This window comes from Pseudomonas sp. FA117 (assembly GCF_057370475.1).
Genome location: NZ_CM170675.1, coordinates 4376528 through 4399546, shown reverse-complemented (window position 1 = coordinate 4399546; position 23019 = coordinate 4376528). Strand labels below are relative to the sequence as shown.

Genomic DNA, 23019 nt, shown 5'->3' with positions numbered 1-23019 from the left:
TATGGACCAGTCGCTCTTCCCGGGAAAACCTTTTGGGGCCTCGCTCATCGTCACCTGCATCGCGGCTGTGCTGGTCGTCTTGCTGGCGCTGGGACAGTGGCCCGATCACGCGCAGCTTGTCATGACCCTGGAGCAGCCGCTGAGTCGGTTGCGCTGGATCATCGGTGACATCAGCGAAGTGGTGTTCTACAAACACGAATTACCGGCGCTGGGACTGCTGTTAGGGGCAGGTCTTGCCCATTGGGCACAGCTGCGAGGCTATCGCTGGCAAGGATTCGCCATCTGCTACGGCACGGGCCTGTGGCCGTGGCTGCTGGTCAGTTCACTGCTGGGGTTGTTGTTCAGCCATGCCCTGTGGGGCTGGACGCTGGGCAGTGGCATCTGGCAACCGACGTTCGTGGCATTCGTTTCGTTGCCGGCGGCCATGGTGCTGCTGTTTGGCGCAGGCTGGCGTGTTGCGCTCAGTGGCGCGCTGCTCGGGGCGGTGCTGGTCACGCCCGCCTGTCTGCTGATGGTCAATTACCTGTGTTACCCGCTGGGGCTACCTGTGGTCATCGGCAATGTCAGTGGCATGGCGCTGGGGAGCGTGATGGCCTTCATGCTGTGCAGGCGCTACCCGTTTCTGGTGCGGGAGGGCCGCGAAAGCGTCGTGCCTGCTGCGGTGATCCAAAAGCCTGACTATGGTGTTGTCTGGACCCTGCGCCGGGTACTGGCGGACTTCAGCGAGGCGCCCTTTCTGGGAAACGAGTTGGCCAGTCTTGGCCTGCTGGCGGGCTTGCTGCTCGCTTGCCTGCTCGCTCCGGGGGCTGCGGCCTATGGGTCGCCGTGGTTGCTGCACATGGTGGTTGGCCAGGCGCTGGCCTCGCTGATTGGCGTGATCCTCTGGCGACGTCGGTGGATGGAGCTGGGCTGGTACCCTACCTACATTCCTGTGGTCTCGGTTGTGCCGGCAGCTGTGCTGACAGTGGGCGGCGCCTGGCCGGTGGTGGTTGCCAGCGCCGTGCTGGGTGCACTGGCCGCGCCACCTCTGGCAGTGGCCATCAGCCAGCGTTTGCCCGGCTACATGCACGGTTATATCGGCAATGTGTTATCCATGGCCATCTGTACCCTGGGGATAGTCCCCTTGCTCGGGTGGTTGGCAGGAGGTGAAGCATGAAGCAGGAAACGGCGTTGCCGAAGATCGCCGTCGGTAGCCTGGGGGGGACGGTCAGCATGCAGGCCACTGTCCCGGGGCAGGGCATCACACCGAAGCTCGATTGTGATGCGATGCTGGCTGCATTGCCGCAATTGACCGGGCTGGCGCAGTTCAGCACGGCGACCTTGTGCCTGGTGCCAAGTGCATCGCTGGGCTTCACCGGGTTGCTGGAGGTATTGGCATGGGCCAAGGCGCAGGTCGGGCAGGGCGCACAGGCGGTGGTGCTGACCCAGGGTACCGATACCCTCGAGGAAGCGGCGTACTTCCTCGACTTGCTCTGGCCCTGCGATGCACCACTGATCATGACCGGTGCCATGCGCGCTGCCAGCCACCCGGGGGCCGATGGGCCGGCCAATCTGCTGGCGGCCGTGCGGGTGGCCCTGTCCCAGGACAGCCGCGGGCGAGGTGTTCTGGTGGTGATCAATGACCAGATCCATGAAGCCAAAGCGGTTCGCAAGACTGCAAGCCTGGCGATGGCGGCGTTCGAGTCTCCGGGCAGCGGGCCCATAGGGCAGGTGGTGGAGGGCTGTGCACACTATCGTCAGGTCGCTGCACAACGCCGGGTACTGCCTGTCCCGCAGCGTACCAGCCAGCGCGTCATCTTGCTGGAGGCGTGCCTCGATGCGGATACGACCTTGCTGCAGGCCCTTCCGGGGTTGGGGTATGACGGGCTGGTCGTCGCCGGGTTTGGCGCCGGCCATGTTTCCGAGCCCTGGGCCGAGACGTTGGCGGATGTGGTCGGGCACATGCCGGTCATCGTCGCCACCCGAACCGGCAGTGGCTCGACGGCGCGTGCGACCTACGGATTTGTGGGTGGCGAGATCGACCTGCAGGCAAAGGGCATGCGCATGGCCGGTGTGCTCTGCCCGCGCAAGTGCCGCATCCTGCTCTGGTTGCTGTTGGGCAGTTCAGCACTCACACAGTTGGATGACTGGTTGGCGCACTAACCCGGTGCCCGCATGAGCGGGCACGTTTTGCATGGCTCTGTGCTAGGGTGCATCCCTATTCAATCAGGACTCCAGCCCATGCTCCCGCCGCTCAGCGAAAAAGAACTCGACCGCCTCGAAGACCTGCTGATCACCTACGGCAACGACTATTCGGTACTCAACCTCGCCGAGCTCAACGGTTTCTTCACTGCGCTGGCCAGCTCCCCTGTCAGGGTCAATCCCGAGCAATGGCTGCCAGCCGTTGCCGGCGGCAAGGTGCCCAAGTTCAAGAAGCCCGCCCACGAGGAAGCCTACACTGCGCTGATGCTGCGCTACGCCAACCAGGTTGCCGAGCAGTTGGCCGAGAACCTCGACGGCTTCGAGCCGCTGTTCGAGGAAAGCGAGGGCGAGGAGGGGCCAGCGATCATTCTCGAGGAGTGGTGCTTCGGCTACATGCGCGGCACCCAGGTTGCCGGCTGGAGCGAGCTGCCGACCGAGCAGGACGCGCTGCTCAAGGCCATCTCCCTGCACGGCCTGGAAGACAACTTCGAACTGCTCGACACGATGAGCTTCGAACAACTCCAGGCCTGTGTGCCGGGTGTGATCGAGGCGGCCCGGGGTTTGTACCGCTACCAGAAACAGGTCGGCAACTGATCTTCGCGCTGGCGCCTTGACGCTCACCCCGTCGGGCAGATCGCCCCGCGGGCCTTGAGCAGGTCCAGGAAGGCGGCCGGTGCGGGATCCGGCAATTCGGCCTCAGCCCCCTGGGGCGAGTAGGCCACCACCAGCTCCCAGCAGATTTCGGTGTCGAGCGGCACCGTGGCCAGCCCGCTGTCGTGGGTGCGGGCGACGGTTTCCGGCATCAGCGCCACGCCCAGGCCGTGGCCAACCAGCTCCAATTGCGTGAGCAGGTCGCTGACCTCGAAGGCCACGCGCCGCTCCAGGCCCTGCGCGGCAAAGGCGTTGTCCACCAGCTTGCGGATGCCGAAGGCCGGTTCGAAGTCGACGAAGGTCTGCCCGGTGATGTCGGCAAGCCCCAGGCGTTCGCGCCGGGCGAGGGCATGCGCAGGGTGGCAGGTGAAGACCATGTCCTCGCAGACGATCAGCGTGGTCTTGAGCTCCGGTGGCGGTTCGGTGATCGGCAGGATCGCCAGGTCGAGCTGGCGCGAACGGACCTTGTCGATCAGGTGCTGGGTGCTGCCCTGCAGCAGCTGCACCTCGATGTCCGGGTAGCGTCCATGGAAGTCGGCCAGCAGTGCCGGCAGGTCGATGAACGCCGACAGGCTGTGCACCGTGCCGATCGACAGGCGCCCCCGGCGCAGCCCCAGCGTGTCGGCCACCGCGTCTTCGCTTTCGCGCACCGCCTCGAGCACGGCATGGGCCTTTTCCAGAAAGATCTCGCCCGCGGCCGTCAGGCTGACCTGGCGCGTGGTGCGGGTGAACAGGGCTGCGCCCAGTTCATCTTCCAGGGAGCGGATCGACGTCGACAAGGCCGACTGGACGATATGCACGCGTGCCGCAGCACGGGTGAAGTTCGACTCTTCGGCCAGTGCGATGAAGTGTCGGAGTTGGCGGATTTCCATGATGTGGCCCAAGACGGTCAATAGATGGACAGTATAGATCAATGCCATCGGTGAGTTGAATTTCACGGGCGACTGGCAACTTCGTAAAGTCTGGCGGGCGCACCCTGTGACGGTTGAGAAAGTGTGCGCGGCAATCATTCAGACAACCCACGCGAAGGAGGAAAGTTGCATGACCCCGACCGCGAAGTTGCAGCGTATCTTCGTCGGCGGACTGCTGGTGCTGCTCCCGCACCTGGCCCTGGCAGACCCGACGCCCGACGAGCAACTGCGCCATGGCGAAGAGATATTCTCCGGCGTCTGCGCCGCCTGCCATGGTGCCGACCCCGCGCGCCCCATGGCCTTCGCCCGCCAGCGCATGCACACCCTGGGCGAGCTGTACGGCTTCGTCTCCACGCGCATGCCGGCCAGTGCTCCCGGAAGCCTGGCGGCACAGGACTATGCCGATGTCCTGGCCTATGTGCTGACCCGCACCGGTACCCCCATCGATCATCCGCCGTTGACGGCGCAGGCGGCCAGTCGTTCGACCTTGCCGTTGCAACAGCCATGAGCTGTGCGGATAACTTCAAATACGGCGAAAGTTGATTGATCTGTGGTGAAGATCAATCCGTTCTGAATATTGAATTTCAGTAGAACGCCCGCTGTTACTTATTCTTTGTCCATGCGCACTGTTGCGCACTCATTGGAGGTGTTACATGGAATATTCACCGCTGGGCCGTTCCGGCCTGCTGGTATCCAAATATGTATTCGGCACCCTGACCTTTGCCGGAACCAACGGCTTCGAGGCATTGGGTTCGGCCGACGCGCAGCAGGGGCGGCGCATGATCGACATGGCCCTGGATGCAGGTGTCAACGCGATCGATACCGCCAACCTGTATTCCAAGGGCGACTCGGAAGTGATCGTTGGCAAGGCCCTGGCCGGGCGGCGTGACCGGGCGCTGGTGTTCAGCAAGGCGGCCAGCCCGATGGCGGCCGGCCCCAACGACAGTGGCGCATCGCGCCAGCACCTGTCGCTGCAGATCGAGAATTCGCTGCGCCGGCTGCAGACCGACTACCTCGACCTGTACTTCATCCACCGCTGGGATGGCGTGACGCCGGTGGAGGAAACCGTGCAGACCATGAGCGACCTGGTCCGCGCCGGCAAGATCCGCTACTGGGGCGTGTCCAACTACTCCGGCTGGCAGGTCGCCAAGACCGTGCTCACTGCCCGCCAGATGGGCGCCGTGGCACCTGTCGCGCACCAGCTCTACTACACCCCTGCCGCCCGTGAGGCCGAGTACGAGCTGATCCCGGCCGGTGACGACCTGGGCCTGGCGACCATGGTCTGGAGCCCGCTCGGCCAGGGCCTGCTCAGTGGCCGCGTGGGCCGTGACCAGGCGCCCGCTGCCGATACCCGCCAGGGTACGCCCGGCTGGCTGGAACCCTACGTCGCCGACCCGGCGCAGCTGTATGCGGTGATCGATGCCCTGCAGGACGTTGCAGGCAGCCTCGGGGTATCGGCAGCGCAGATCGCCCTGGCGTGGATTCGCCAGCGCCAGTACGTGCACAGCGTGGTGATCGGTGCGCGCACCGAGGCGCAACTGCAGGACAACCTGGCCTCGGCCGGCGTGACCCTGGATGCGGCGCAGATGGCGCATATCGAACAGGCCGCACGGCCAGCACCGCTGTATCCGTTCTGGCACCGGTCGATGTGGGCGCTGGATCGTCCTACGCCTTCGGAGCGCGAATTCCTCCAGTTGCACCGCAAGACCATGGGTCTTTCCGACTGAAACAAAAAAGGGGCACCGGCCTGGCCGGTGCCCACCCCCCACGCTTTCAACAAGAGGGCAATTCCATGCCTCCACAGACGCTCGCCCGTACCTTCGCGCCGCTGGTATTGGCCCTGGCTGCGATCAATGCCAGTGCCGCCACGGTTCAGCAGATCGCCCCCGCGCACCAGGCCACCCATCTGCTCGCCGACCTCGGCCCACAGATCAACACCCCCGATGGCCTGGGCATCGCTGCCGACGGCACGTTGATCCTCTCGGTGCCGAACTTCAACAACGATCACCTGCTCAAGCGCGGCCTGATCAAGCAGCCGGCGCCGCCATTCATGGCGGCCATCGACAAGCACGACAAGGTCACCCACTGGTACGACTTCAAACCCCAGGACCTGCACCCCGACACCGGCCATATCGGCCCGATGGACAATGCCTTCGGTCCGGACGGCAACCTGTACATCTGCGACATGCAGGTGTTCTTCGACAAGGATCACAAGTCGCGGATCCTGCGGGTCAACGTCAAGGACGGCAAGGCCACCAGCGTCGATGTGGTCGCTGAAGGGCTGATCGCCGCCAACGGCCTGGTCTGGGAAGGCGATACCCTGTACGTCACCGACTCGCTGCTGGTCGATCCGGCCACCCAGGCCAAGGGTGAACCGCTGGTCAGTGGTGTTTGGGCGCTGCCGCTGGCGGAAATGAACAAAGGCCCGATCAAGCTCAAGGCCTATGATGCCAAGAACGAGGACCGCCACCTGGTATCGGCCTTCAAGTCCAGCGGCCGCATGGGCTTCGGGACCGACGGCATTACCTTCGACGACAAGGGCAACCTGTTCGTCTCGGTGATCGAGGATGCCACCCTGTACAAGCTGACCCTCGGCCCTGACCACAAGGCCACCAGCATGAAGGTGTTCGCCCGTGATCCGCAGATCCAGTCGATCGACGGCGTGATCTTCGATGCCAGGCGCCAGATGTTCTACAGCGCCGACTTCCTTGGCAACGCGGTGCATGCCATCGACACGCAGGGCAAGGTCACTACCCTGCAGAAGAACGGTGACAGCACCGGCGCCGACGGTACACTCGACCAGCCGGCCGAGGTGATCATGCGGGGCGATCAACTGGTGATCGTCAACATGGACATGGCCTGGGCCACGCCGGGCCTGTCGGTCAACACCGAAGTGGACACCCAGAGCAACCTGGTGGCCATCGACCTGCCGCCGGTGAAGGGCAAGGGCCACTGAAGCTTTCTCTGCGCACTAGAAGCAACTGTCTGGTTCAACATCCAAAGGCCAGTCCATCCCTATGGGGGCGGGCTGGCCCGCGAAAGGGTCACCGCAGTGCATGGCACCGGCTGCACTGGTGATTGCGGGCCAGGTTGCAGCGGCGAAACCGCTGCTGCGCAAGTGCGGATAGCGGGTCCTTTGACTGCAATGATTGTTTCGGCCAGCGAAATTATGGATTGCTGCCCGCACGGATTCTCTCGAACGATGAACAGGCGCAGGATTCACTCCAGCAGCGCCACCCTTGGATACCGGCGCTCAGACCTCAAACCTTTGAACCGGAGTCCAGATCATGTCCAACCCTATCAAGCTCTACCACTTCCCCAAGTCCGGCCATGCCCACCGTGCCCTGCTGATGGCCTCGCTGCTCAAGCTGCAGCCGGAAGTGATCTTCGTCGACCTGGCCAAGGGCGAACAGAAGAAGCCTGAGTTCCTGGCGCTCAACCCCTTCGGGCAAGTGCCGGTGATCGACGACAACGGCACCGTCATCGGCGACTCCAACGCCATCCTCGTCTACCTGGCCAAGACCTACGGCAACGGCCGCTGGTTGCCGCAGGACGCTGCCGGCGAAGCCCGCGTACAGCGCTGGCTGTCGATCGCCGCAGGCCCGGTTGCCTTCGGCCCTGCCGCTGCCCGCCTGATCACCGTGTTCGGTGCCGGCTTCAATGCGGACGAAGTGATCGGCCGCGCCCACAACCTGCTCAAGGTGATGGACGCCGAGCTGGCCAAGACCGCGTTCCTCACCGGCGACGAACCGAGCATCGCCGACGTCGCCAACTACTCCTACATCGCCCATGCACCGGAAGGCAACGTGTCGTTGGATGCCTACCCGAACGTGCGCGCCTGGCTGGCACGCGTCGAAGCGCTGGACGGTTTCGTGCCGATGCCGCGCACCGCAGTCGGCCTGCAGGCCGAGGTCTGATGCGCAGCAGTTGAACGCAGGCGGCAGGAGGTGAGCCATGAATGACTTCAGCATGATTGTCGAAGGGCGTGAATGGGCCGGGGATCTTGACCCGGACCGCGAAACTGGTGAAAGCCAGGTGCTGGCCTGCATGGGCGAGCGCGAAGCGGGGTACCTGCTGCCGCAGGTGATGGTCGAGCCCGGATATGCGCACTATGGCCAGGCAGCGGGTTTTCGCCGCTGGCTGGCGCATCGTGTCGAGGTGCGCTGAGCCAGTGTCGAAAAACACACCCGCAGAGCGCTACTCTTCAGGCCCAGGGGCTGGAATAATCCAGCTCCAACCACCACGGCACGAAGGGAAGGGCATGGACCACATCCACCTGATGAAGGTATTCGTCGCCGTCGGCGAGCTGGAAAGCTTCGCCGGCGCTGCGCGTCTTCTGGACATGTCACCGGCGGCCGTGACCCGCGCGGTCAGCGCCCTCGAGGAACGCCTGGGGGTCAAGCTGCTGCTGCGTACCACCCGCAGCGTGCGCCTGACCGAAGCTGGCGGGCGCTACCTCGAGGACTGTCGCAGCATCCTGGCCAGCATCGCCGAGGCCAACGAGGCGGCGGCAGGCGTCAATACCACGCCCAAGGGCGAACTGTCGGTGACCGCGCCGACCCTGTTCGGCAGGAAGTTCGTCATGCCCAGCATCGTGCGCTACCTGCAGCAGTACCCCGAGGTCGACGTCTCGGCATATTTTCTCGACCGGGTGGTGAATATGGTCGAGGAGGGCATGGATGTAGCCGTGCGCATCGGCCAGCTACCCGACTCCGGGCTCAAGGCCCTGCGGGTGGGCAAGGTCCGGCGCATGCTCTGCGCTTCGCCCGACTACCTCGCCCGGCACGGCGTGCCGACGCATCCCAGCGAGTTGCACGAGCATGTGGTGGTCGCCACCACCAACCTGTCGCCACGGGCCGGCTGGCGCTTTGGTGTCACCGACGAGCCGACCATGGTGCGCATGAAGCCGCGCCTGAGCGTGACCAGCAACGATGCGGCCATCGCCGCAGCCTGTGCCGGCCTGGGCATCGCCCGGCTGCTGTCGTACCAGGTGGTCGACGAGATCGAAAGCGGTCGCCTGCAGGTGGTGCTGGCCGACTTCGAGGAAGCCCCCTGGCCCATTCATATCCTGCATCGCGAGAGCAAGTACGGCTCGGTCAAGGTGCGTGCGTTCATCGACATGCTCGCCGCTGACGTGCGCGCCAAGGGCCTGGACTGACCGCCACTCAGCCTGGCTGGTAGTGCAGGCGCAGACCGAGGCTGGCCTGCTCGCCCTGTTGCAGCAATCGCAGCCCCGGCCGCCCCGGCAGATGATGGGCGTTGATCGGGTGGCTGACCGGTTCGAAGCAGAAGAAATCACGCCCTTGCGGGCAGAACAGCAGAAAGTGCTCGGCGCCGCTGGCCTGGCATTGCAGGCGATAGCCCTGGGCGGGCTGCTCGATGGTGCAGGCCCCGGTCCAGCCGGCGAAGGCATGGTCGATGTGATCGTCGGGCAGGCAGCTGGCGCTGTCGAAGCGCCAGGCCCGGGGGATGGGTGCCAGGCGCGAGGGCAGCTCGCCAACCTCACCGACCCACACCTGGCCAGCCTTGGCCTGCAGACGGGTGTCCGGGTACCTTGGAAAATACGGGTGCAGGCCCAGGCCGTGCCAGGTCGGTTGCGCGGCCTGGTGGGTGACGTGCAGCTCCAGGTCCAGGCGCCCTTCGTGCAGGTGTACATCCAGCATCGCCTGATAGGCGAAGGGCGTGTGGCTGTCCAGACGCAACCGCGCACGGCGTTGGCTGTGATGCTCCACGCGCCAGGGCTGCAGCCAGGCGCTGCCGTGAATCGGGTAGGGGGCGTGGTCGGTGTTGGCCGCAAGCGCCTGCCAGCCATCCGGGCGGTCGAAACCGCCGGCGGCGATGCGGTTGGACCAGGGCACCAGCGGGTAGCAGGCCAGGCGTCGGGGCGAGCCGCTGGCCAGCGCTGCGGCATCGCTGGCGCGCAGCAGCGCCTGGCCGCTGGCCCTGACCTGCCAGTTGACCAGGCTGGCGCCGAGCGCAGGCGCCAGGGTGAGACGGGTCAGGCGGTCCTGCAGGTGCAGTAGGGTCATGGTCATGGGCTCCGGGTGACGAAGATCATTTCGCCGCAGGTGCGCGGCGGTAGGTCAGCAGCACGATGCCGCCCACCACCACGGCGCCGCCCACCAGTTGCAGGCCGCTCAGTTGCTGGTCGAGCAATGCCCAGCCGAGCAACAGGGTGGCGATTGGCTCGATGTTCATCACCGGCGCGTTCTGCGCCATGTTCAGGCGCGGCACGCAGACGAACAGCAGGGTGAACGCCACCCCGTACAGCACCACCAGGCTGGCCAGGGCCGCCCAGCCGCCGGCGCTGCCCGGTACCGACAGGCCTGCAGGTACCCAGCCACCGAAGCCGGCAACCAGCATGCTGGCGAACACGATCAGCAACGTGAGCAGGCTGCGTACCGGGCCATGCACGCCGGCCAGCTTGTTGTCGGTGATCCACAGGGCGCAGGCGAATACGCAGGCGGCGCAGAAGGCCAGGCTCACTCCGAGGGTCCAGTGTGGATTGGCCGCGCCGCTGTCGGCCAGGCGTCCCGGCACATCCAGGGCCAGCACCAGGCCGCAGAGGATCATTGCCATGAACAGCACCGTGCGCCCGCTTGGCCGTACGCCGTTGAGCCCCCAGTTGAGCAATGCCAGCAGGATCGGGAAGGTGTTGCCCACCAGCAGGGCCAGGGCCACCGGGATGCGCGCCACAGCTGAATACAGGCACAGGCTCTGGGTCGCGATCAGCAGCCCCAGCAGCAATTGCCAGCGTCGGGTGCCGCTGGGCAGCCCGATGGCCTGGCGTTGCCAGAGCACGAGGCTGGCCAGGGCGAGGAAGGTGATGCCGGAGCGGCAGAGGATCGCCAGCAGCACGCCGGTGCCGTCGTCGAAGGCGATGCGTGCGGCGATGTGGTTGCCGGCGAACGAGCAGGCCAGCAGCGCCAGCAGGGCGATGGCCAGCTTGCGCGGGAAGAGGGAAGGTGAGGCAGGAACAGCCATGTGCAGGGTCCATTTGCAAATGAGGTCAACAGTGGGGGCTTGCCGGAGCGGGTAGCCGCGCCGCTCCCACAAGGGCAGTGCTCTCAAGGGCAGTGCCCCTTGAGAGCTGGCTGCCCGCGAACTTAGAGCACGACGCTTGGCAACCACAGCGAGATGGCAGGGATGTAGGTCACCGCCATCAGCACCATGAACAGTGCGAGGTAGAACGGCAGCAGCGCCTTGACCGTCGCCTCGATGCTGACCTTGCCGATCGCCGAGCCGACGAACAGCACCGCACCCACCGGCGGCGTGATCAGGCCGATGCCCAGGTTGACCAGCATGATCATGCCGAAGTGCACCGGGTCGACGCCGATGCCAGTGATCACCGGCAGCAGGATCGGGGTGAGGATCAGGATCAGCGGCGCCATGTCCATCACCGTGCCCAGCAGCAGGAGCATGAAGTTGATGCACATCAGGATCACGTAGCGGTTGTCCGACAGGGTCAGGAACGCGGTGGTGATCTTCGACGGGATCTGCATCAGCGTCATCACGTAGCCGAAGCTGGCCGCGAAGCCGATCAGGATCATCACGATGGAGATGGTCCGTACCGTGCGGTGCATCAGCTTGGGCAGGTCGCGCCACTTGTAGTCGCGGTAGATGAACATGGTCACGAAGAATGACCACACCACCGCCACGGCTGCCGACTCGGTGGCGGTGAACACCCCCGAGAGAATGCCGCCGAGGATGATCACCATGGCCATCAGGCCCCAGAGCGCTTCACCGGCGATCTTCAGCGCCTGGCGCATCGGGATCACTTCGCCCTTGGGGTAGTTGCGTTTTTTCGCGAACAACAGGCACAGGCCCATCATCACGGCGCTGAGCAGCAGCCCCGGCATCACCCCGGCCATGAACAGCGAGGCGATCGACACCGTGCCGCCGGCGGCCAGCGAATAGAGCACCGAGTTGTGGCTCGGCGGGGTGAGCAGCGCCTGCACCGAACCGCTGACGGTCACCGCCGTGGAGAACTCGCGCGGGTAGCCCTTGCGTTCCATTTCCGGGATCAGCACCGAACCGACCGAGGCAGTGTCGGCCACCGATGAGCCGGAAATCGCGCCGAAGAAGGTCGAGGCCATGATGTTGACCAGCGACAGGCCGCCACGCACGAAGCCCACCAGCACCCCGGCGAAGGCCACCAGGCGCCGTGACATGCCGCCCTCGGCCATGATCGCACCAGCCAGCACGAAGAACGGAATGGCCAGCAGCGAGAACTTGTTAACCCCGCTCGCCACCTGGATCATCATCGCCTGCAGCGGGATGTCGATCCACCAGGCGCCGATCAGCGCCGAAAGCCCCAGCGCGTACGCCACCGGCATGCCCAGCAGGATCAACGCGATGAAACTGCCCAACAGAATGAACGCATCCATTTACGCCGCTCCCTCGCTTTCTTCCACTAGGTCGAAGCGCACCACCTTGCGGTTGCTCTGATCGCCCAGCATGAGTTTTTCGATCACGAAGATCAGGGTCAGCACGCCGCCGACCGGGATCGGCGCATAGGTCATGCCCACCCGTACGCCCGGCAGCGTGGCCAGGAACTGGTTCCAGGTGGTGATGCACAGTTGGGTGCCGTACCAGGTCATGAACAGGCACACCACGATCATCAGCACCTGCACCAGCACGGCGACCAGTGGGCGCAGTGGCGCGGGTAGACGGTCGGTGACCATCGCCACCGCCATGTGCGCGCCGGCCCGGTAGCTGGCGGCGGCGCCGACGAAGGTGAACAGCACCATCAGCAGGATCGCCACCGGCTCCGGCCAGCTGGAGCCAGTGCCGAGCACGTAACGGGCGAAGATGCCCCAGGGAATGATCAGCGACATGGCCAGGATCGACAGGCCGGCGATCCAGATGCAGCTGCTGTAGAGCCTGTCGTTCAGGCGCAGGAAGAAGGTTTTCATGGGCATCACCAGGGGCGGCGGCATGGCCGGTGCCATGCCGCCGGGGTCGTCTAGGAAAGGCGGCTTACTCGACCGCGCCGATACGCTTCATCAGGTCGGCGTACTGCGCGCCGTACTTCTCGCGCACTGGCGCCGTGGCGTCATAGAACGGCTTGGTATCGACGGCGATGAACTCGACACCGGCGGCCTTGAGCTTCTCTTCGCTGCTGGCGGTCTTGGCGTCCCACAGTTCGCGCTCTTCCATCTGTGCTTCACGCGCGACCTTCTTCACCAGCGCCTGCTGGTCGGGGGTGAGCTTGTTCCAGGTGGTCTTGGACATCACCACAGGCTCCGGCAGGATCAGGTGGTTGGTCAGGGTGAAGTACTTGGCACTCTGGTAATGGTTGTGCTCGAGCAGGGTCGGCGGGTTGTTTTCGGCGCCGTCGATCACGCCGGTCTGCAGGGCACTGAAGATTTCGCCGGTGTCCATGGCGATACCGTTGCCGCCCATGGCGTTGATCATGTCGATGAACAGCGGGTTGCCCTGCACGCGGATCTTCATGCCCTTGAGGTCGTCGATGCTGCGCACCGGCTTCTTGGTGTAGATGCTGCGCGAGCCGCCATCCATCCAGGCCAGGGCCACCAGGTTGAATTCGGAGTTGGTGATCTTGTCGAGGATCTCCTGGCCGATCTCGCCATCGATGATCTTGCGCATGTGCGCCTGGTCGCGGAACACGAACGGCATGTTGAACACGTTCACATCCGGCACCACCGGGCCGACGATGCCCAGGCTGACGCGGCTCATCTGCACGGCGCCGATCTGCGCCTGCTCGATGACTTCCTTCTCTGAGCCGAGCACACCGCCGGCGAACATCTTGAAGGTGATTTCGCCATTGCTGGCCTGTTCGAGTTTCTTGCCCATGTTCTGCTCGGCGACCACGGTCGGGTAGCCGGCCGGATGGATCTCGGCGAACTTGATGTCCAGTGCGCTGGCGGCACTGGACAGGCCGAGGGCGAAGGGAAGGGTGGCAAGAAGCAGCTTGCGTTTGAAGGTCATGGTGAAACTCCGTGGTTTTTATTATCTGGTTTCGGTCGTGCAGGTGTTGGTGAGATGGGCGGTCAGCCCCGCCAGAGTGTTTCCTCCAGGCCCTTGACGCCGGGGTTCAGGGCGAACACGCCGCCGGCCAGCGGCTGGTCGGCGAGGTCGATGCCACCTGGGCGGATCGAGGTGACGAACAGGGTGTCGAGGTTGGCGCCACCGAAGGCACACATCGCCGGCTTCTTCACCGGCACGCGCAGCGAGCGGTCCAGGCGGCCAGCGGGGGTGAAGCGGTGGATCACGCCTTCGTCGTTGCCGCAGATCCAGTAGCAGCCGTCCTGGTCGACGGCCGCGCCATCAGGGCGACCGGGATACTCTCGCATGTCGACGAACAGTTGCTGGTTGAAAGGCGTACCGCTGTCGATGTCGTAGTCGAACGACCAGATCTTCTGCATCGTGGGGTGCGAGTCGGACAGGTACATGCGCCTGCCGTCCGGGCTGAAAGCCAGGCCATTGGGCACGATCATGCCTTCGAACTGACAATGCAGGCGGTCCTGGCCATCGAGGCGGTAGAGTGCGCCGACCTGTGCACCTTGCTGCATGTCCATCAGCATGGTGCCGGCCCAGAAGCGGCCCTGGCGGTCGCAGCGCCCGTCGTTGAAGCGCATGCCGTCGCGGGCGTGCTCCACGCTGGCCAGGCGGGTGCCGAGCAAGCGTCCGTCCGCGGTCGGTTCAAGGGTGAACAGGCCGGTCTCCATCGCCCCGACCCAGCCCTGTGCGCCACGGGCGATGCAGGCCAGCATCTCATCGCCTTGCCAGGTCCGGTGGCTGCCGTCGGCCAAGGTCCAGCGGTGCAGTTGGCTGGTGGGGATGTCGACCCAGTACAGGGCCTGCTCGCCGGCATGCCACACCGGGCTTTCCCCGGTAGCGTTGCGGGCGTCGACGATCAGTTCACATTGCATGGTGCTGCTCCTTGCACACGGTGACGGTCAGTCGAAGGGACCGGCGGCGACGAAGGCTCCGCCTTGGTAGACCATGCTCGGGTCGTCGGCGGGGGGCGCGGGCTTTGATTCGACATCGGCGCGGAACACCTCCGAGCTATCCTTGGGCCGATAGCCCAGGTGCTCGGCGTAACGGTTGTCCCACCAGACGGTGCGGTTGTCGGAGGCGCCATAGACCACGGTGTGGCCGACGTCGGGGGTGCGCAGGCTGCGGTCGATGAGTTGCAGCAGGTCGTCGTAGCTCAGCCAGGTGCAGAGCATCCGCGGGTTCTGCGGTTGCGGGAAGGATGAGCCGATGCGCAGGCTTACGGTCTCGATGCCATAACGATCGAAGTAGAAGCTGGCCAGGTCCTCGCCGTAGCTCTTGGACAAGCCGTAATAGCCATCGGGGCGGCGAGGGGAGTGGGCATCGAGCTGCTCGTCCTGGCGGTAGAAGCCGATCACGTGGTTGGAACTGGCGAAGACGATGCGCCTGACCCCGTGCTTGCGCGCCGCTTCGTAGATGTGGAACACACCGCAGATGTTGGGGCCGAGGATGTCCTCGAAACTGTGCTCGGTGGACACCCCGCCAAAATGCAGGATGGCATCCACGCCTTCGACCAGCGCATGCACCGCAGCCTTGTCGGCCAGGTCGCAGGTGATCACTTCTTCATGCGGACCGGCAGCAGGTGCCATCGGGGCGATATCGGAAAGGCGCAGGACTTCGGCGCTGCCTTTGAGGCGTTCGCGAAGCACCTTGCCCAGGCCGCCTGCCGCTCCGGTGAGCAGCAGGCGTTTGAAGGGAGTAGTGGTCATGGCCAGCTCTTGTCGTTGATTGTTGTAGGTTGTCGTACGACATGGGTCGATTATCGACAGCGAGTTCGCGGCTTGTCAATGCATTGATGGCATCGCTTTACAGGATCGACAGCGGGTAGTTGAAGATCAGCCGGTTCTCGTCGAACTCGTTGTTGCTGAAGCTGCGGCGAATGTTGGAGTTGCGCCACTTCACGCTGAGGTCCTTGAACGGTCCGCTCTGGATCACGTAGGCCAGTTCCGACTCGCGCACCCATTCCTTGCCGTCGCTGACCGCGCCGCTGTGCACGTCGCGGCCACTGATGTAGCGGTTCATCATGCTCAGGCCGGGGATGCCGACGGTGACGAAGTTGAAGTCGTGGCGCACCTGCCAGGAGCGTTCGTTGGCATTGTCGAAGCTGGCGTTGTAGCTGTCGTTGGCCAGGGTGCCGCCGCTGGTGCCGTTGACCCGCATCCAGGTATCGCCGCTGACCTTCTGCAGGCCGATCCAGAACGTATGCCCGGCATAGCGCGCCGAGAACATGCCCGAGTAGGTCTTGTTGTCGAGTTTGCCGGCGCGCTCGGCGCCGTCGTCTTCGCCCTGGAAGTAGCCGAGGTTGGCGCCCAGGGTCCAGTCGCCCACGGGCTGGCTGTGGCTCAACTGCAGGTACTGCTGCTGGTAGACATCCTTGAGCTGGGCATTCCACAACCCGACCAGGGTGCGCTTGTCGTTGAAGCTGTATTCGCCGCCGACGAAGTTGAAGCGATCGGACACCCCACGGCCGAAGCTCATGTCGTCCATGCTCGCGTCGTTGCGTGGGCTGTTGCCGCGGAACTGGCCGCCGTAGAGCGTCAGCCCGGCGATCTCGCTGGACGTCACCTGGCCGCCGCGGAAGGTCTGCGGCAGCGAGCGGCCATCGTCCGAGCGCAGGATCGGCAGCACCGGCATCCACTCGCCGATCTTCAGCTCGGTCTTGGAGATGCGCGCCTTGCCGGCCACGGCCAGACGGCCGAAATCGTCTGCCGGGCGGCCGTCGTCATGGCGTGGCAGCAGGGCCGTGCCGTAGGTGCCGCCACCGCCGTCGAGCTTGACCGACCACAACCCCAGCACATCCACGCCGAAGCCGATCGGCCCCTCGGTGAAGCCCGAGCGGGCGTCGAGGATGAAGCTTTGGGTCCACTCCTCGGCCTTGCTTTGCGGGTTGCTCGGGTCGACGAAGTTGCGGTTGATGTAAAAGTTGCGCAGGTTCAGGGTCGCCTTGGAATCTTCGATGAAGCCGGCGGCCAGTGCCGCGTCGGGCAGTGCGCCCAGGGCGGTGGCGCCGAACAGGGCGAAGGGCAGGGTCTGGCGGATTTTCATTATTGTTGTGCTCCCAGCAGTGAGGCAGCCGCCTGCCGGGCACGCGCAAGCGACCGGTGACAGGGGCGGGTGGTTGAATGGCCCGTCGTGGACCAAGGTGAAACGCGCGGATCGGGCGCTCAGGTGCCCGTCGCTGACAGCGACTCGCCGCAGCGGCGAATGTTGGCAAGGGGAGGGTGCGAATAGCGTGGGTGTGGTGTCGACATGAGAGGCTCACTGATTGTTGTTTTTGTTGTGTGTTGTCGTACAACTAGGAGAATTATTAACAACGGATCAAATTGCTGTCAACGCTTTTGCTGCAGGCCCTGCCCCGTATTTACTGGAAAAATTCATGTTCAGCGCCCGTGGTGGCTCTAGCCCGCTTGTTGCGAAGACATCCTATGACCCCCGTTCTCTGAGCCAGGCAACGAAAACGCCCGTCTCGATTATCGAGGCGGGCGTAGGGTGCGATCGCTGTCGGGCAGCTCGCATGGCGAGCGTCGGTCATGGGTTTCAGCGCTGTAGCTTCAGTGCTGCTTCGCAATCCCCTGCATGAAGCCCTCAGTCAACTCCACCACCTCGTCCAGGCGGGTATCCATCACGAAATGCCCACCGTCGAGCACGTGCACCTGGGCCTTGGGCAGGTCGCGTCGAAACGCTTCGGCACCGGGCACGATGAAGGCCGGGTCGTACTTGCCCCACAGCACCAGGGTCGGGAGCTGCTGCTGGCGCAGCCATGCCTGCCAGCGCGGGTAGGCGCTGAGGTTGTTCTGGTAGTCGTAGATCAGCTCGGCCTGGATCGGGCCTTGGCCTGGACGATTGAGGTAGGCGTACTCGTCCATCCACAGATCGGGGTCGTAGGCCTGGACATTCGGATCGGTGCCGATGTGTCGGCCCCGGGTCACCTCCAGCGACTGCTGGGCCTTGATCACCTCCTGCTCGTGGGCGGCGCGGTCGCTCCAGAACGGCTTGCGCTTGGCCCACATCGGGCCCAGGCCCTCTTCGTAGACGTTGCCGTTCTGGAACACCAGCGCCTGCACCGCCTGCGGACGAGCCATGGCCAGGCGCAGGCCGACCGGCGCACCGTAGTCCTGCATCAGCAGGGTGTAGTGCGAGGCGCCGACGGCGTCGGTGAACTTCTCCATGGTGTGTGCCAGGTTGTCGAAGGTGTAGCGGTAGCGTGCCGGCGTTGGCGCGTCGCTGTTGCCAAAGCCCGGGTAGTCGGGTGCCAGCAGGTGGTAGTGATCGCCGAGCCTGCGCATCAGCGCATCGTACATGCGCGAGGAACTGGGGACGCCGTGCAGCAGCAGTAGCGTTGGTTTGCCGGGGTCACCGGCTTCGCGGTAGGCAATCTGCACGCCTTCGATCTCGACGCTGCGATAGCTGACCGGCGCGGCCTGGACAAGGCTGGCCAGGCCCAGGCCGAGGGTGGTGAGTGCGCTGAACATGAGGCGGTTCATGGTGGTGCTCCGGGGGTGGACAAGTGATGGGCGGACTGTATCCAGCACCTTCAGGTCGGAGAACCGGGCAGGGCGCAAATGACTGTTGCAGTTGGCGGAAGGACTGGCCGGGTGACTGCAGCAGCGGGTGTGAAAAAACGTGCGATTGCCTTCGCCGTCTACGCACGCGCAAAACGCTGTGAAAGTTGCCTGGACAAGCATGTTCACAACGAAACCGCGGTGTAGATTCACTTTGCGTTCGGTCGGTGCGTGTTCGCCAGCACTGCAGATGACGCACAACGGATGTCTACCTCACGGAGCCTCATGATGAAGAAAGTTTCCCTGTCCTTTGCAGCCTTCGCCCTGTTCGCCAGCCTCGGCCTGAGCGCCTCGGCGATGGCCGATGGCGGCATGACCACCTCGCCGGTCGGCGGCGGCAACACCATCGACAAGTGCCACACCTGCGTGCGGATCGGTGGTGCCTTGAAGTGCTTCCCGATCTGCTGAGCAAGGATCGCCGGGGGCCTGCAAGGCGGCCCCCGGTGGCTCGCTGGATGTGAATCCTCACCACGCTGAAGGCACTGCCCATTACAGCAGATGCGCAACCAGGCTCCGTATGCGCTGCGGATCGATCAGCCATCTCCGATCAGGCTCGCGCCTCATGGCCTGCAGCGTTTCCAGCCGGCCAAAGGCCTGGCTGACGCTGACCCGCGACAGGCAGCAGATCTCCGCCATTTCCTGCTGGGTGAAGTCGAGCTCCAGGCGAATGCCCTGTGCCGTCTGGCGGCCATGGGCGCTGGCCAGGCCCAGCAGGTGGAAGCACACCCGCTCGAAGGCGTCCGCACAGTTGGCCAGCCGATAGTGCTGCAGCAGGATGCGCTGGCGCAGGTGGGCAGCCTCGAGAAAGCGCAGGGCCAGGCCCGCATCGTGCTGGATCGAGCGCCTGAGCGTGCCGGCATCGAGCATGGCCACGGTCACTGCGGTGGATGCGCGCGCCGTCATGGCATGGCGCTGATTGCCGAACAATCCGCAATCCCCGATCACGCTCCCGGGTGAAACCACCAGCAGGTGTCCCTCCCAGCCGTCGGCGCCGGTGCTGACCAGGCGCACGCGACCCTCGAGCACCAGCATCAGGTGCCTGCAGGCGGCGGTCTCGCTGAACAGCACCTGGTTCTTGGCGAAGTGACGTCGCTGGCCCTCTTGCATGCACGCGGGCCAGTCGGGCGTATCGCTCAACCAGGGTGAGATCAGTGGCAGGGACGGGGTGTGCATGTCGATTCCAAGACGAAGAAAGGTGGCCGGATGTAAAGCGCTTTACAGACCTGCCCTGACGGCGGGTTCACGCTGTGGCTACATCTGATGAGGAGTCTGCCATGGACCATGCTGTTACCCGCTATCGCCACCTGTTCCCGTCGCTGACCAACAACATCCAGCTTTCCAGCTGTTCGCAGAGCGCTATCGCCACCCCGGTCCGCGAAGCGGTGGCCGAGTACTTCGACAGCCTGCATGCGCGCGGCATGGATTGGGAACTGTGGATGACCCGGGTGGCAGCGGCCAAGGCCGAGTTCGCGCGCATGATCAACGCCGACGAGGATGAAGTGGCGGTATGCGCCAGCGTCACCGAAGCGGCCGGCCTGATCGCCTCGGCGCTGGATTATCCGGCGGCGCGCAACAAGGTGCTGATGACCGACATGGACTTCCCTTCGATCGGTCACCTGTGGCTTGCACAGCAACGTTTCGGTGCGCAGGTGCAGTTCGTCGAATCCACCAACGACGCGGTGCCGACCGAGCGTTTCATCGAGGCCATCGACGAGCGCGCCCGACTGGTGTGCATCTCCCAGGTGTGTTTCTACAACGGCTATCGCCAGGACGTCGCGCAGATCACCCGCCAGGCCCATGCGCACGGTGCGCTGGTGTTCGTCGATGCCTACCAGGCCAGCGGCAGCGAGCCGATGGACGTCAAGGCGACGCCGATCGACATGCTCGCCTCCGGCATGCAGAAATACCTGCTGGGCTTGCCGGGCATCGCCTTCCTCTATGTGCGACGCGAGGTGGCGCTCAAGCTCGAGCCGAGCCTGACCGGCTGGTTCGGGCGCAGCAATCCGTTCGAGTTCGATATCCGCAAGCTCGACTACGCACCCAATGCCAACCGCTTCGACGTGGGCACGCCGCCGATGATGGCGGCCTACGCCGCGCAGGCTGCACTGCAGCTGATCAACGAGGTTGGCGTGGGGCACATCAATGCCTGGCAGAAGCGCCTGTCGCAGGTGGCGCTGGACACCGCCGCAGCCCAGGGCCTTGAAGTGGCGAGCCCGACCGAGCTGTCGTGCAAGGCCGCCAACACGGCGATCCGCGTCGCCCAGGCCAAGACCCTCGAAGGCCTGATGGCCAAGGAGGGCTTCATCGTCTCGGCGCGCAGCGATGTGCTGCGCATCGCCCCGCACTTCTACAACACCGAAGCCGACGTGCGTCAGGCCATCGAGTGCCTGGCGGCGCTGGACCGGCAGCTGAACCAACGCTGATCCGTCGCGGCTCGTGCAAGGTTGCCGGTGGGGCAGCGTTGCACGAGCCGCCGCGCTGGTCCGGCGTTTTCGCTGTGTGTACCGCTGCTCTCTCATCTGCTAGCCTCTGCGATTCGTTCCTGCCCAAGTTCCCGCACCATGCCAAGATCCGCCCGTTCATCCGAGACCGTCGAGGCGGCGAACAAAGAGCCGCGCCAGACGCTGGTCGATACGGTCTACCTGTTCATTCGCCAGCAGCTCAACCTCGGCAAGTGGCGTCCCGGCGACCGGATTCTCGACTACCAGATCGCCGAAGATTTCCAGTGCACGCGCATGCCGGTCAGGCAGGCGATGTTGCGCCTGGTCAACGAAGGTTTCCTGGAAGGCACCAGCCGTGGTTTCCGCGTGCCGGTGCTGACCGATGCCCAGATCAGGGATGTCTTCGAGGCGCGCCGGATTCTCGAGCCCGCTGCCGCAGCGATGGTCGCAAGGGCTGCCGATGCGCAGCTGGCCGAGCAGTTGAACAACGCCATCGAGATCGCCATGACTGCCATCGTCGCCCTGGACAGCGACATCATGTTCACCGCCAACGCCGCTTTCAGGCGGGCCTGGCTGGGCCAGGTGCAGAACAAGCGGGTGCTCGAACTGATCGAGAACCTGGCCGACCATGCCAATCAGGTGCGCTTTTCCAACGTGCGTGACGTGGCCAACTTCGGTGTGACCGTGGTCGAACTCAAGAAGCTCGCCGCCGCCCTCACCAGCGGCTGCCCCGACACGGCCCACCAGGCGGTGTACCAGTTCCTGGTGATCTCCGAAGACTTCTACTTCAAGCGCCGCGACGGCTGAGCCGACGCGGCGGCTTCGCTTCACTTGCGACAGCAGTTTTCGATCAGCTTGCGGATGAACACTTCGCAGCGATACAGCTGCTCCAGCGACACGTACTCGTCCGGCTTGTGTGCCTGCTCGATCGAGCCGGGGCCGCAGACGATCGTTGGCACCCCCACCTCCTGGAAGAACGACGCCTCGGTGCCGTAGGCCACACTGCGGGTCTTGCTGCTGTCGAGCAACTGGCTGGCCAGGGCCTGCAGCTCACGGCTGGTCTCGGCGTTCAGCGCAGGGATGGCGCCCTTGCAGTGGAACTCGATACCGGCGGCCGGGTTCCTGGCCTTCATCTTCGGGATCACGTGATCGTCGGCGTAGGCCTTGATCCGGTTGAAGAGGCTGTCCGGATCGATGCCGGGCAGGAAGCGGTACTCGAACGAAAAATCGCAGGCCGCCGGGATGATGTTCAGGCCGTTGCCGCCATTGATGAGGTTGGTGGACAGCGTCGAGAAGGGCACGTCGAAATCCTCCATGCGCTTGCCCTCCACGGCCTCCTGCTCGGCCACATCCTGCATGTAGGTGATCAGGCGTGCGGCGTATTCCACCGCGTTGACGCCGCGCGGGGTCAGTGAGGAATGCGCTGCGCAGCCGCTGACGTGGCAACTGTAGATCCGCCCGCCCTTGTGCGCGGACACCACTTCCATGCTGGTCGGTTCGCCGACGATGCAGCCGCTGGGCTCGATGCCGGCCTCGCGCATCTCCTGCAGCAGGCCGGGGATACCCAGGCAGCCGACTTCCTCGTCGTAGCTCAAGGCGATGTGGATGGGTTCGCGCAGATCGGCCGTGGCCATTTCGCCCGCCATGCCCAGCACCACGCCGATGAAGCCTTTCATGTCGCAGGCGCCGCGGCCGTAGAGCAGGCCGTTTTCGATGCGCGCGGTGAACGGGTCGCCCTGCCACTGCTGGCCGTCGACGGGCACCACATCGGTGTGCCCGGACAGCACCACGCCGCCCGGCCCTTCGCCGAAGGTGGCGATCAGGTTGGCCTTGCTGCGATCGGCGTTGTAGTTGAAGCGCAGCCTGGCGCCCTGGGCACGCAACAGATTGGCCGCCCACTCGATGAGCTCGAGGTTGGAGTGGCGGCTGACGGTATCGAAGGCGATCAGTTGCGAGAGGCAGTTGATCACGGCCGGGCTGGGGGAGGGCGTAGTGGGCATGAATAATAAGCTCCTAAATTGAATTCAATTTGCAGATTAGGACGCTTTTTGAGCAAAGGTCAAGCCACTTCATGGCGAGTGATTCGAGTTTTTATCAAGATTTAATCTAACAAATACTGGGTTTTCGAAAGGTGTTGACGGCGTTCTTGGCAGGTGATTCTATTTGTCTCGTAACTGAATTCAGTTTGCGACTTGGTGACAGATATCGACGCTTGGGTGCCGACATTCACCCTGCGATTCCGTTGCCCAGGCA

At 64.5% G+C, this 23019-nt stretch carries 24 protein-coding genes; 12 read left to right on the top strand and 12 right to left on the bottom strand.

The genetic code is table 11. From position 1 onward, the window contains the following. Nucleotide 1: 1 nt before the first annotated feature. From AC1TXO_RS20370 to AC1TXO_RS20360, 3 genes are all read left to right on the top strand, one after another. On the top strand, nt 2-1156 hold the full coding sequence (locus tag AC1TXO_RS20370; RefSeq protein WP_486403409.1) for a hypothetical protein: 1155 nt from the start codon (nt 2-4) through the stop codon (nt 1154-1156). Next, entirely contained in the window at nt 1153-2142 is a 990-nt protein-coding gene (locus AC1TXO_RS20365; protein ID WP_486403408.1) for an asparaginase, read from the top strand. Before AC1TXO_RS20370 ends, AC1TXO_RS20365 begins: the two co-directional genes overlap by 4 nt. A 78-nt stretch (nt 2143-2220) precedes the next feature. Then, complete coding sequence (locus tag AC1TXO_RS20360; protein WP_486403407.1) at nt 2221-2775, top strand: UPF0149 family protein; 555 nt, start codon at nt 2221-2223, stop codon at nt 2773-2775. Nucleotides 2776-2798: 23 nt separating this feature from the next. Here the strand turns inward: AC1TXO_RS20360 and AC1TXO_RS20355 are convergent, their stop codons facing one another. Next, nucleotides 2799-3704, bottom strand: coding sequence for a LysR family transcriptional regulator (locus tag AC1TXO_RS20355; protein WP_486403406.1), 906 nt, complete (start codon nt 3702-3704; stop codon nt 2799-2801). A gap of 169 nt (nt 3705-3873) precedes the next feature. Here AC1TXO_RS20355 and AC1TXO_RS20350 point away from each other — a divergent pair, with 169 nt between their 5' ends. The 6 genes from AC1TXO_RS20350 (at nt 3874) to AC1TXO_RS20325 (ending at nt 8901) form a co-directional block, all read left to right on the top strand. Beyond that, complete coding sequence (locus tag AC1TXO_RS20350; protein ID WP_486403405.1) at nt 3874-4251, top strand: c-type cytochrome; 378 nt, start codon at nt 3874-3876, stop codon at nt 4249-4251. Between the two features lie 145 nt (nt 4252-4396). Further along, nucleotides 4397-5470 (top strand): aldo/keto reductase, encoded by a 1074-nt coding sequence (locus AC1TXO_RS20345; RefSeq protein ID WP_486403404.1) that lies wholly within the window; start codon nt 4397-4399, stop codon nt 5468-5470. A gap of 65 nt (nt 5471-5535) precedes the next feature. Beyond that, entirely contained in the window at nt 5536-6699 is a 1164-nt protein-coding gene (locus AC1TXO_RS20340) for an SMP-30/gluconolactonase/LRE family protein (RefSeq protein WP_486403403.1), read from the top strand. A 331-nt stretch (nt 6700-7030) separates the two neighbouring features. Continuing rightward, on the top strand, nt 7031-7660 hold the full coding sequence (locus AC1TXO_RS20335) for a glutathione S-transferase family protein (protein WP_486403402.1): 630 nt from the start codon (nt 7031-7033) through the stop codon (nt 7658-7660). 37 nt (nt 7661-7697) lie between these two features. Next, nucleotides 7698-7910, top strand: coding sequence for a hypothetical protein (locus tag AC1TXO_RS20330; RefSeq protein ID WP_486403401.1), 213 nt, complete (start codon nt 7698-7700; stop codon nt 7908-7910). A 94-nt stretch (nt 7911-8004) separates the two neighbouring features. Then, entirely contained in the window at nt 8005-8901 is an 897-nt protein-coding gene (locus AC1TXO_RS20325; protein WP_486403400.1) for a LysR family transcriptional regulator, read from the top strand. Between the two features lie 7 nt (nt 8902-8908). Here AC1TXO_RS20325 and AC1TXO_RS20320 read toward each other — a convergent pair whose 3' ends face one another. The 9 genes from AC1TXO_RS20320 to AC1TXO_RS20280 all read right to left on the bottom strand — a co-directional run bounded on the left by AC1TXO_RS20320 (nt 8909) and on the right by AC1TXO_RS20280 (nt 18247). After that, nucleotides 8909-9778, bottom strand: coding sequence for an aldose 1-epimerase (locus AC1TXO_RS20320; protein ID WP_486403399.1), 870 nt, complete (start codon nt 9776-9778; stop codon nt 8909-8911). A gap of 19 nt (nt 9779-9797) precedes the next feature. Then, complete coding sequence (locus AC1TXO_RS20315) at nt 9798-10727, bottom strand: EamA family transporter (protein ID WP_486403398.1); 930 nt, start codon at nt 10725-10727, stop codon at nt 9798-9800. 122 nt (nt 10728-10849) lie between these two features. Next, nucleotides 10850-12130, bottom strand: coding sequence for a TRAP transporter large permease (locus AC1TXO_RS20310; protein ID WP_065861368.1), 1281 nt, complete (start codon nt 12128-12130; stop codon nt 10850-10852). Continuing rightward, nucleotides 12131-12658 carry a TRAP transporter small permease gene (locus tag AC1TXO_RS20305; RefSeq protein WP_486403397.1) on the bottom strand — a complete coding sequence of 176 codons (528 nt, stop codon included), beginning with the start codon at nt 12656-12658 and terminating at the stop codon, nt 12131-12133. Nucleotides 12659-12722: 64 nt separating this feature from the next. Then, nucleotides 12723-13694 carry a TRAP transporter substrate-binding protein gene (locus tag AC1TXO_RS20300; protein ID WP_486403396.1) on the bottom strand — a complete coding sequence of 324 codons (972 nt, stop codon included), beginning with the start codon at nt 13692-13694 and terminating at the stop codon, nt 12723-12725. A 62-nt stretch (nt 13695-13756) separates the two neighbouring features. Beyond that, nucleotides 13757-14638 (bottom strand): glucurono-1,5-lactonase, encoded by an 882-nt coding sequence (locus AC1TXO_RS20295; protein ID WP_486403395.1) that lies wholly within the window; start codon nt 14636-14638, stop codon nt 13757-13759. 27 nt (nt 14639-14665) lie between these two features. After that, complete coding sequence (locus AC1TXO_RS20290) at nt 14666-15472, bottom strand: NAD-dependent epimerase/dehydratase family protein (protein WP_486403394.1); 807 nt, start codon at nt 15470-15472, stop codon at nt 14666-14668. A 97-nt stretch (nt 15473-15569) separates the two neighbouring features. Further along, complete coding sequence (locus AC1TXO_RS20285) at nt 15570-16808, bottom strand: OprD family porin (RefSeq protein ID WP_486403393.1); 1239 nt, start codon at nt 16806-16808, stop codon at nt 15570-15572. A gap of 506 nt (nt 16809-17314) precedes the next feature. Beyond that, the gene (locus AC1TXO_RS20280; RefSeq protein WP_486403392.1) at nt 17315-18247 is read right to left on the bottom strand and encodes an alpha/beta fold hydrolase; all 933 of its coding nucleotides are present in this window, start codon (nt 18245-18247) and stop codon (nt 17315-17317) included. 306 nt (nt 18248-18553) lie between these two features. Between AC1TXO_RS20280 and AC1TXO_RS20275 the strand changes: the two genes are divergently transcribed. Next, nucleotides 18554-18733: a hypothetical protein gene (locus tag AC1TXO_RS20275; protein ID WP_486403391.1), complete on the top strand. Its 180-nt coding sequence runs from the start codon at nt 18554-18556 to the stop codon at nt 18731-18733. Nucleotides 18734-18814: 81 nt separating this feature from the next. On the opposite strand, the gene AC1TXO_RS20270 is transcribed toward AC1TXO_RS20275, so the two are convergent. Next, complete coding sequence (locus AC1TXO_RS20270) at nt 18815-19498, bottom strand: Crp/Fnr family transcriptional regulator (protein ID WP_486403390.1); 684 nt, start codon at nt 19496-19498, stop codon at nt 18815-18817. Between the two features lie 101 nt (nt 19499-19599). Between AC1TXO_RS20270 and AC1TXO_RS20265 the strand changes: the two genes are divergently transcribed. Both AC1TXO_RS20265 and AC1TXO_RS20260 read left to right on the top strand, forming a co-directional pair. Beyond that, nucleotides 19600-20748 (top strand): aminotransferase class V-fold PLP-dependent enzyme, encoded by a 1149-nt coding sequence (locus AC1TXO_RS20265; protein WP_486403389.1) that lies wholly within the window; start codon nt 19600-19602, stop codon nt 20746-20748. Between the two features lie 138 nt (nt 20749-20886). Beyond that, entirely contained in the window at nt 20887-21573 is a 687-nt protein-coding gene (locus AC1TXO_RS20260; RefSeq protein WP_486403388.1) for a GntR family transcriptional regulator, read from the top strand. A 20-nt stretch (nt 21574-21593) separates the two neighbouring features. Here the strand turns inward: AC1TXO_RS20260 and argE are convergent, their stop codons facing one another. Further along, nucleotides 21594-22766, bottom strand: a complete 1173-nt coding sequence (gene argE / locus AC1TXO_RS20255) for an acetylornithine deacetylase (RefSeq protein ID WP_486403387.1) — start codon at nt 22764-22766, stop codon at nt 21594-21596. Nucleotides 22767-23019 lie beyond the last annotated feature (253 nt).

Coding starts and splice junctions, on each gene's coding strand:
- AC1TXO_RS20370 (WP_486403409.1), top strand. CDS start 2: ATGGACCAGTCGCTCTTCCCGGGAAAACCTTTTGGGGCCTCGCTCATC.
- AC1TXO_RS20365 (WP_486403408.1), top strand. CDS start 1,153: ATGAAGCAGGAAACGGCGTTGCCGAAGATCGCCGTCGGTAGCCTGGGG.
- AC1TXO_RS20360 (WP_486403407.1), top strand. CDS start 2,221: ATGCTCCCGCCGCTCAGCGAAAAAGAACTCGACCGCCTCGAAGACCTG.
- AC1TXO_RS20355 (WP_486403406.1), bottom strand. CDS start 3,704: ATGGAAATCCGCCAACTCCGACACTTCATCGCACTGGCCGAAGAGTCG.
- AC1TXO_RS20350 (WP_486403405.1), top strand. CDS start 3,874: ATGACCCCGACCGCGAAGTTGCAGCGTATCTTCGTCGGCGGACTGCTG.
- AC1TXO_RS20345 (WP_486403404.1), top strand. CDS start 4,397: ATGGAATATTCACCGCTGGGCCGTTCCGGCCTGCTGGTATCCAAATAT.
- AC1TXO_RS20340 (WP_486403403.1), top strand. CDS start 5,536: ATGCCTCCACAGACGCTCGCCCGTACCTTCGCGCCGCTGGTATTGGCC.
- AC1TXO_RS20335 (WP_486403402.1), top strand. CDS start 7,031: ATGTCCAACCCTATCAAGCTCTACCACTTCCCCAAGTCCGGCCATGCC.
- AC1TXO_RS20330 (WP_486403401.1), top strand. CDS start 7,698: ATGAATGACTTCAGCATGATTGTCGAAGGGCGTGAATGGGCCGGGGAT.
- AC1TXO_RS20325 (WP_486403400.1), top strand. CDS start 8,005: ATGGACCACATCCACCTGATGAAGGTATTCGTCGCCGTCGGCGAGCTG.
- AC1TXO_RS20320 (WP_486403399.1), bottom strand. CDS start 9,778: ATGACCATGACCCTACTGCACCTGCAGGACCGCCTGACCCGTCTCACC.
- AC1TXO_RS20315 (WP_486403398.1), bottom strand. CDS start 10,727: ATGGCTGTTCCTGCCTCACCTTCCCTCTTCCCGCGCAAGCTGGCCATC.
- AC1TXO_RS20310 (WP_065861368.1), bottom strand. CDS start 12,130: ATGGATGCGTTCATTCTGTTGGGCAGTTTCATCGCGTTGATCCTGCTG.
- AC1TXO_RS20305 (WP_486403397.1), bottom strand. CDS start 12,658: ATGAAAACCTTCTTCCTGCGCCTGAACGACAGGCTCTACAGCAGCTGC.
- AC1TXO_RS20300 (WP_486403396.1), bottom strand. CDS start 13,694: ATGACCTTCAAACGCAAGCTGCTTCTTGCCACCCTTCCCTTCGCCCTC.
- AC1TXO_RS20295 (WP_486403395.1), bottom strand. CDS start 14,638: ATGCAATGTGAACTGATCGTCGACGCCCGCAACGCTACCGGGGAAAGC.
- AC1TXO_RS20290 (WP_486403394.1), bottom strand. CDS start 15,472: ATGACCACTACTCCCTTCAAACGCCTGCTGCTCACCGGAGCGGCAGGC.
- AC1TXO_RS20285 (WP_486403393.1), bottom strand. CDS start 16,808: ATGAAAATCCGCCAGACCCTGCCCTTCGCCCTGTTCGGCGCCACCGCC.
- AC1TXO_RS20280 (WP_486403392.1), bottom strand. CDS start 18,247: ATGAACCGCCTCATGTTCAGCGCACTCACCACCCTCGGCCTGGGCCTG.
- AC1TXO_RS20275 (WP_486403391.1), top strand. CDS start 18,554: ATGAAGAAAGTTTCCCTGTCCTTTGCAGCCTTCGCCCTGTTCGCCAGC.
- AC1TXO_RS20270 (WP_486403390.1), bottom strand. CDS start 19,498: ATGCACACCCCGTCCCTGCCACTGATCTCACCCTGGTTGAGCGATACG.
- AC1TXO_RS20265 (WP_486403389.1), top strand. CDS start 19,600: ATGGACCATGCTGTTACCCGCTATCGCCACCTGTTCCCGTCGCTGACC.
- AC1TXO_RS20260 (WP_486403388.1), top strand. CDS start 20,887: ATGCCAAGATCCGCCCGTTCATCCGAGACCGTCGAGGCGGCGAACAAA.
- argE (WP_486403387.1), bottom strand. CDS start 22,766: ATGCCCACTACGCCCTCCCCCAGCCCGGCCGTGATCAACTGCCTCTCG.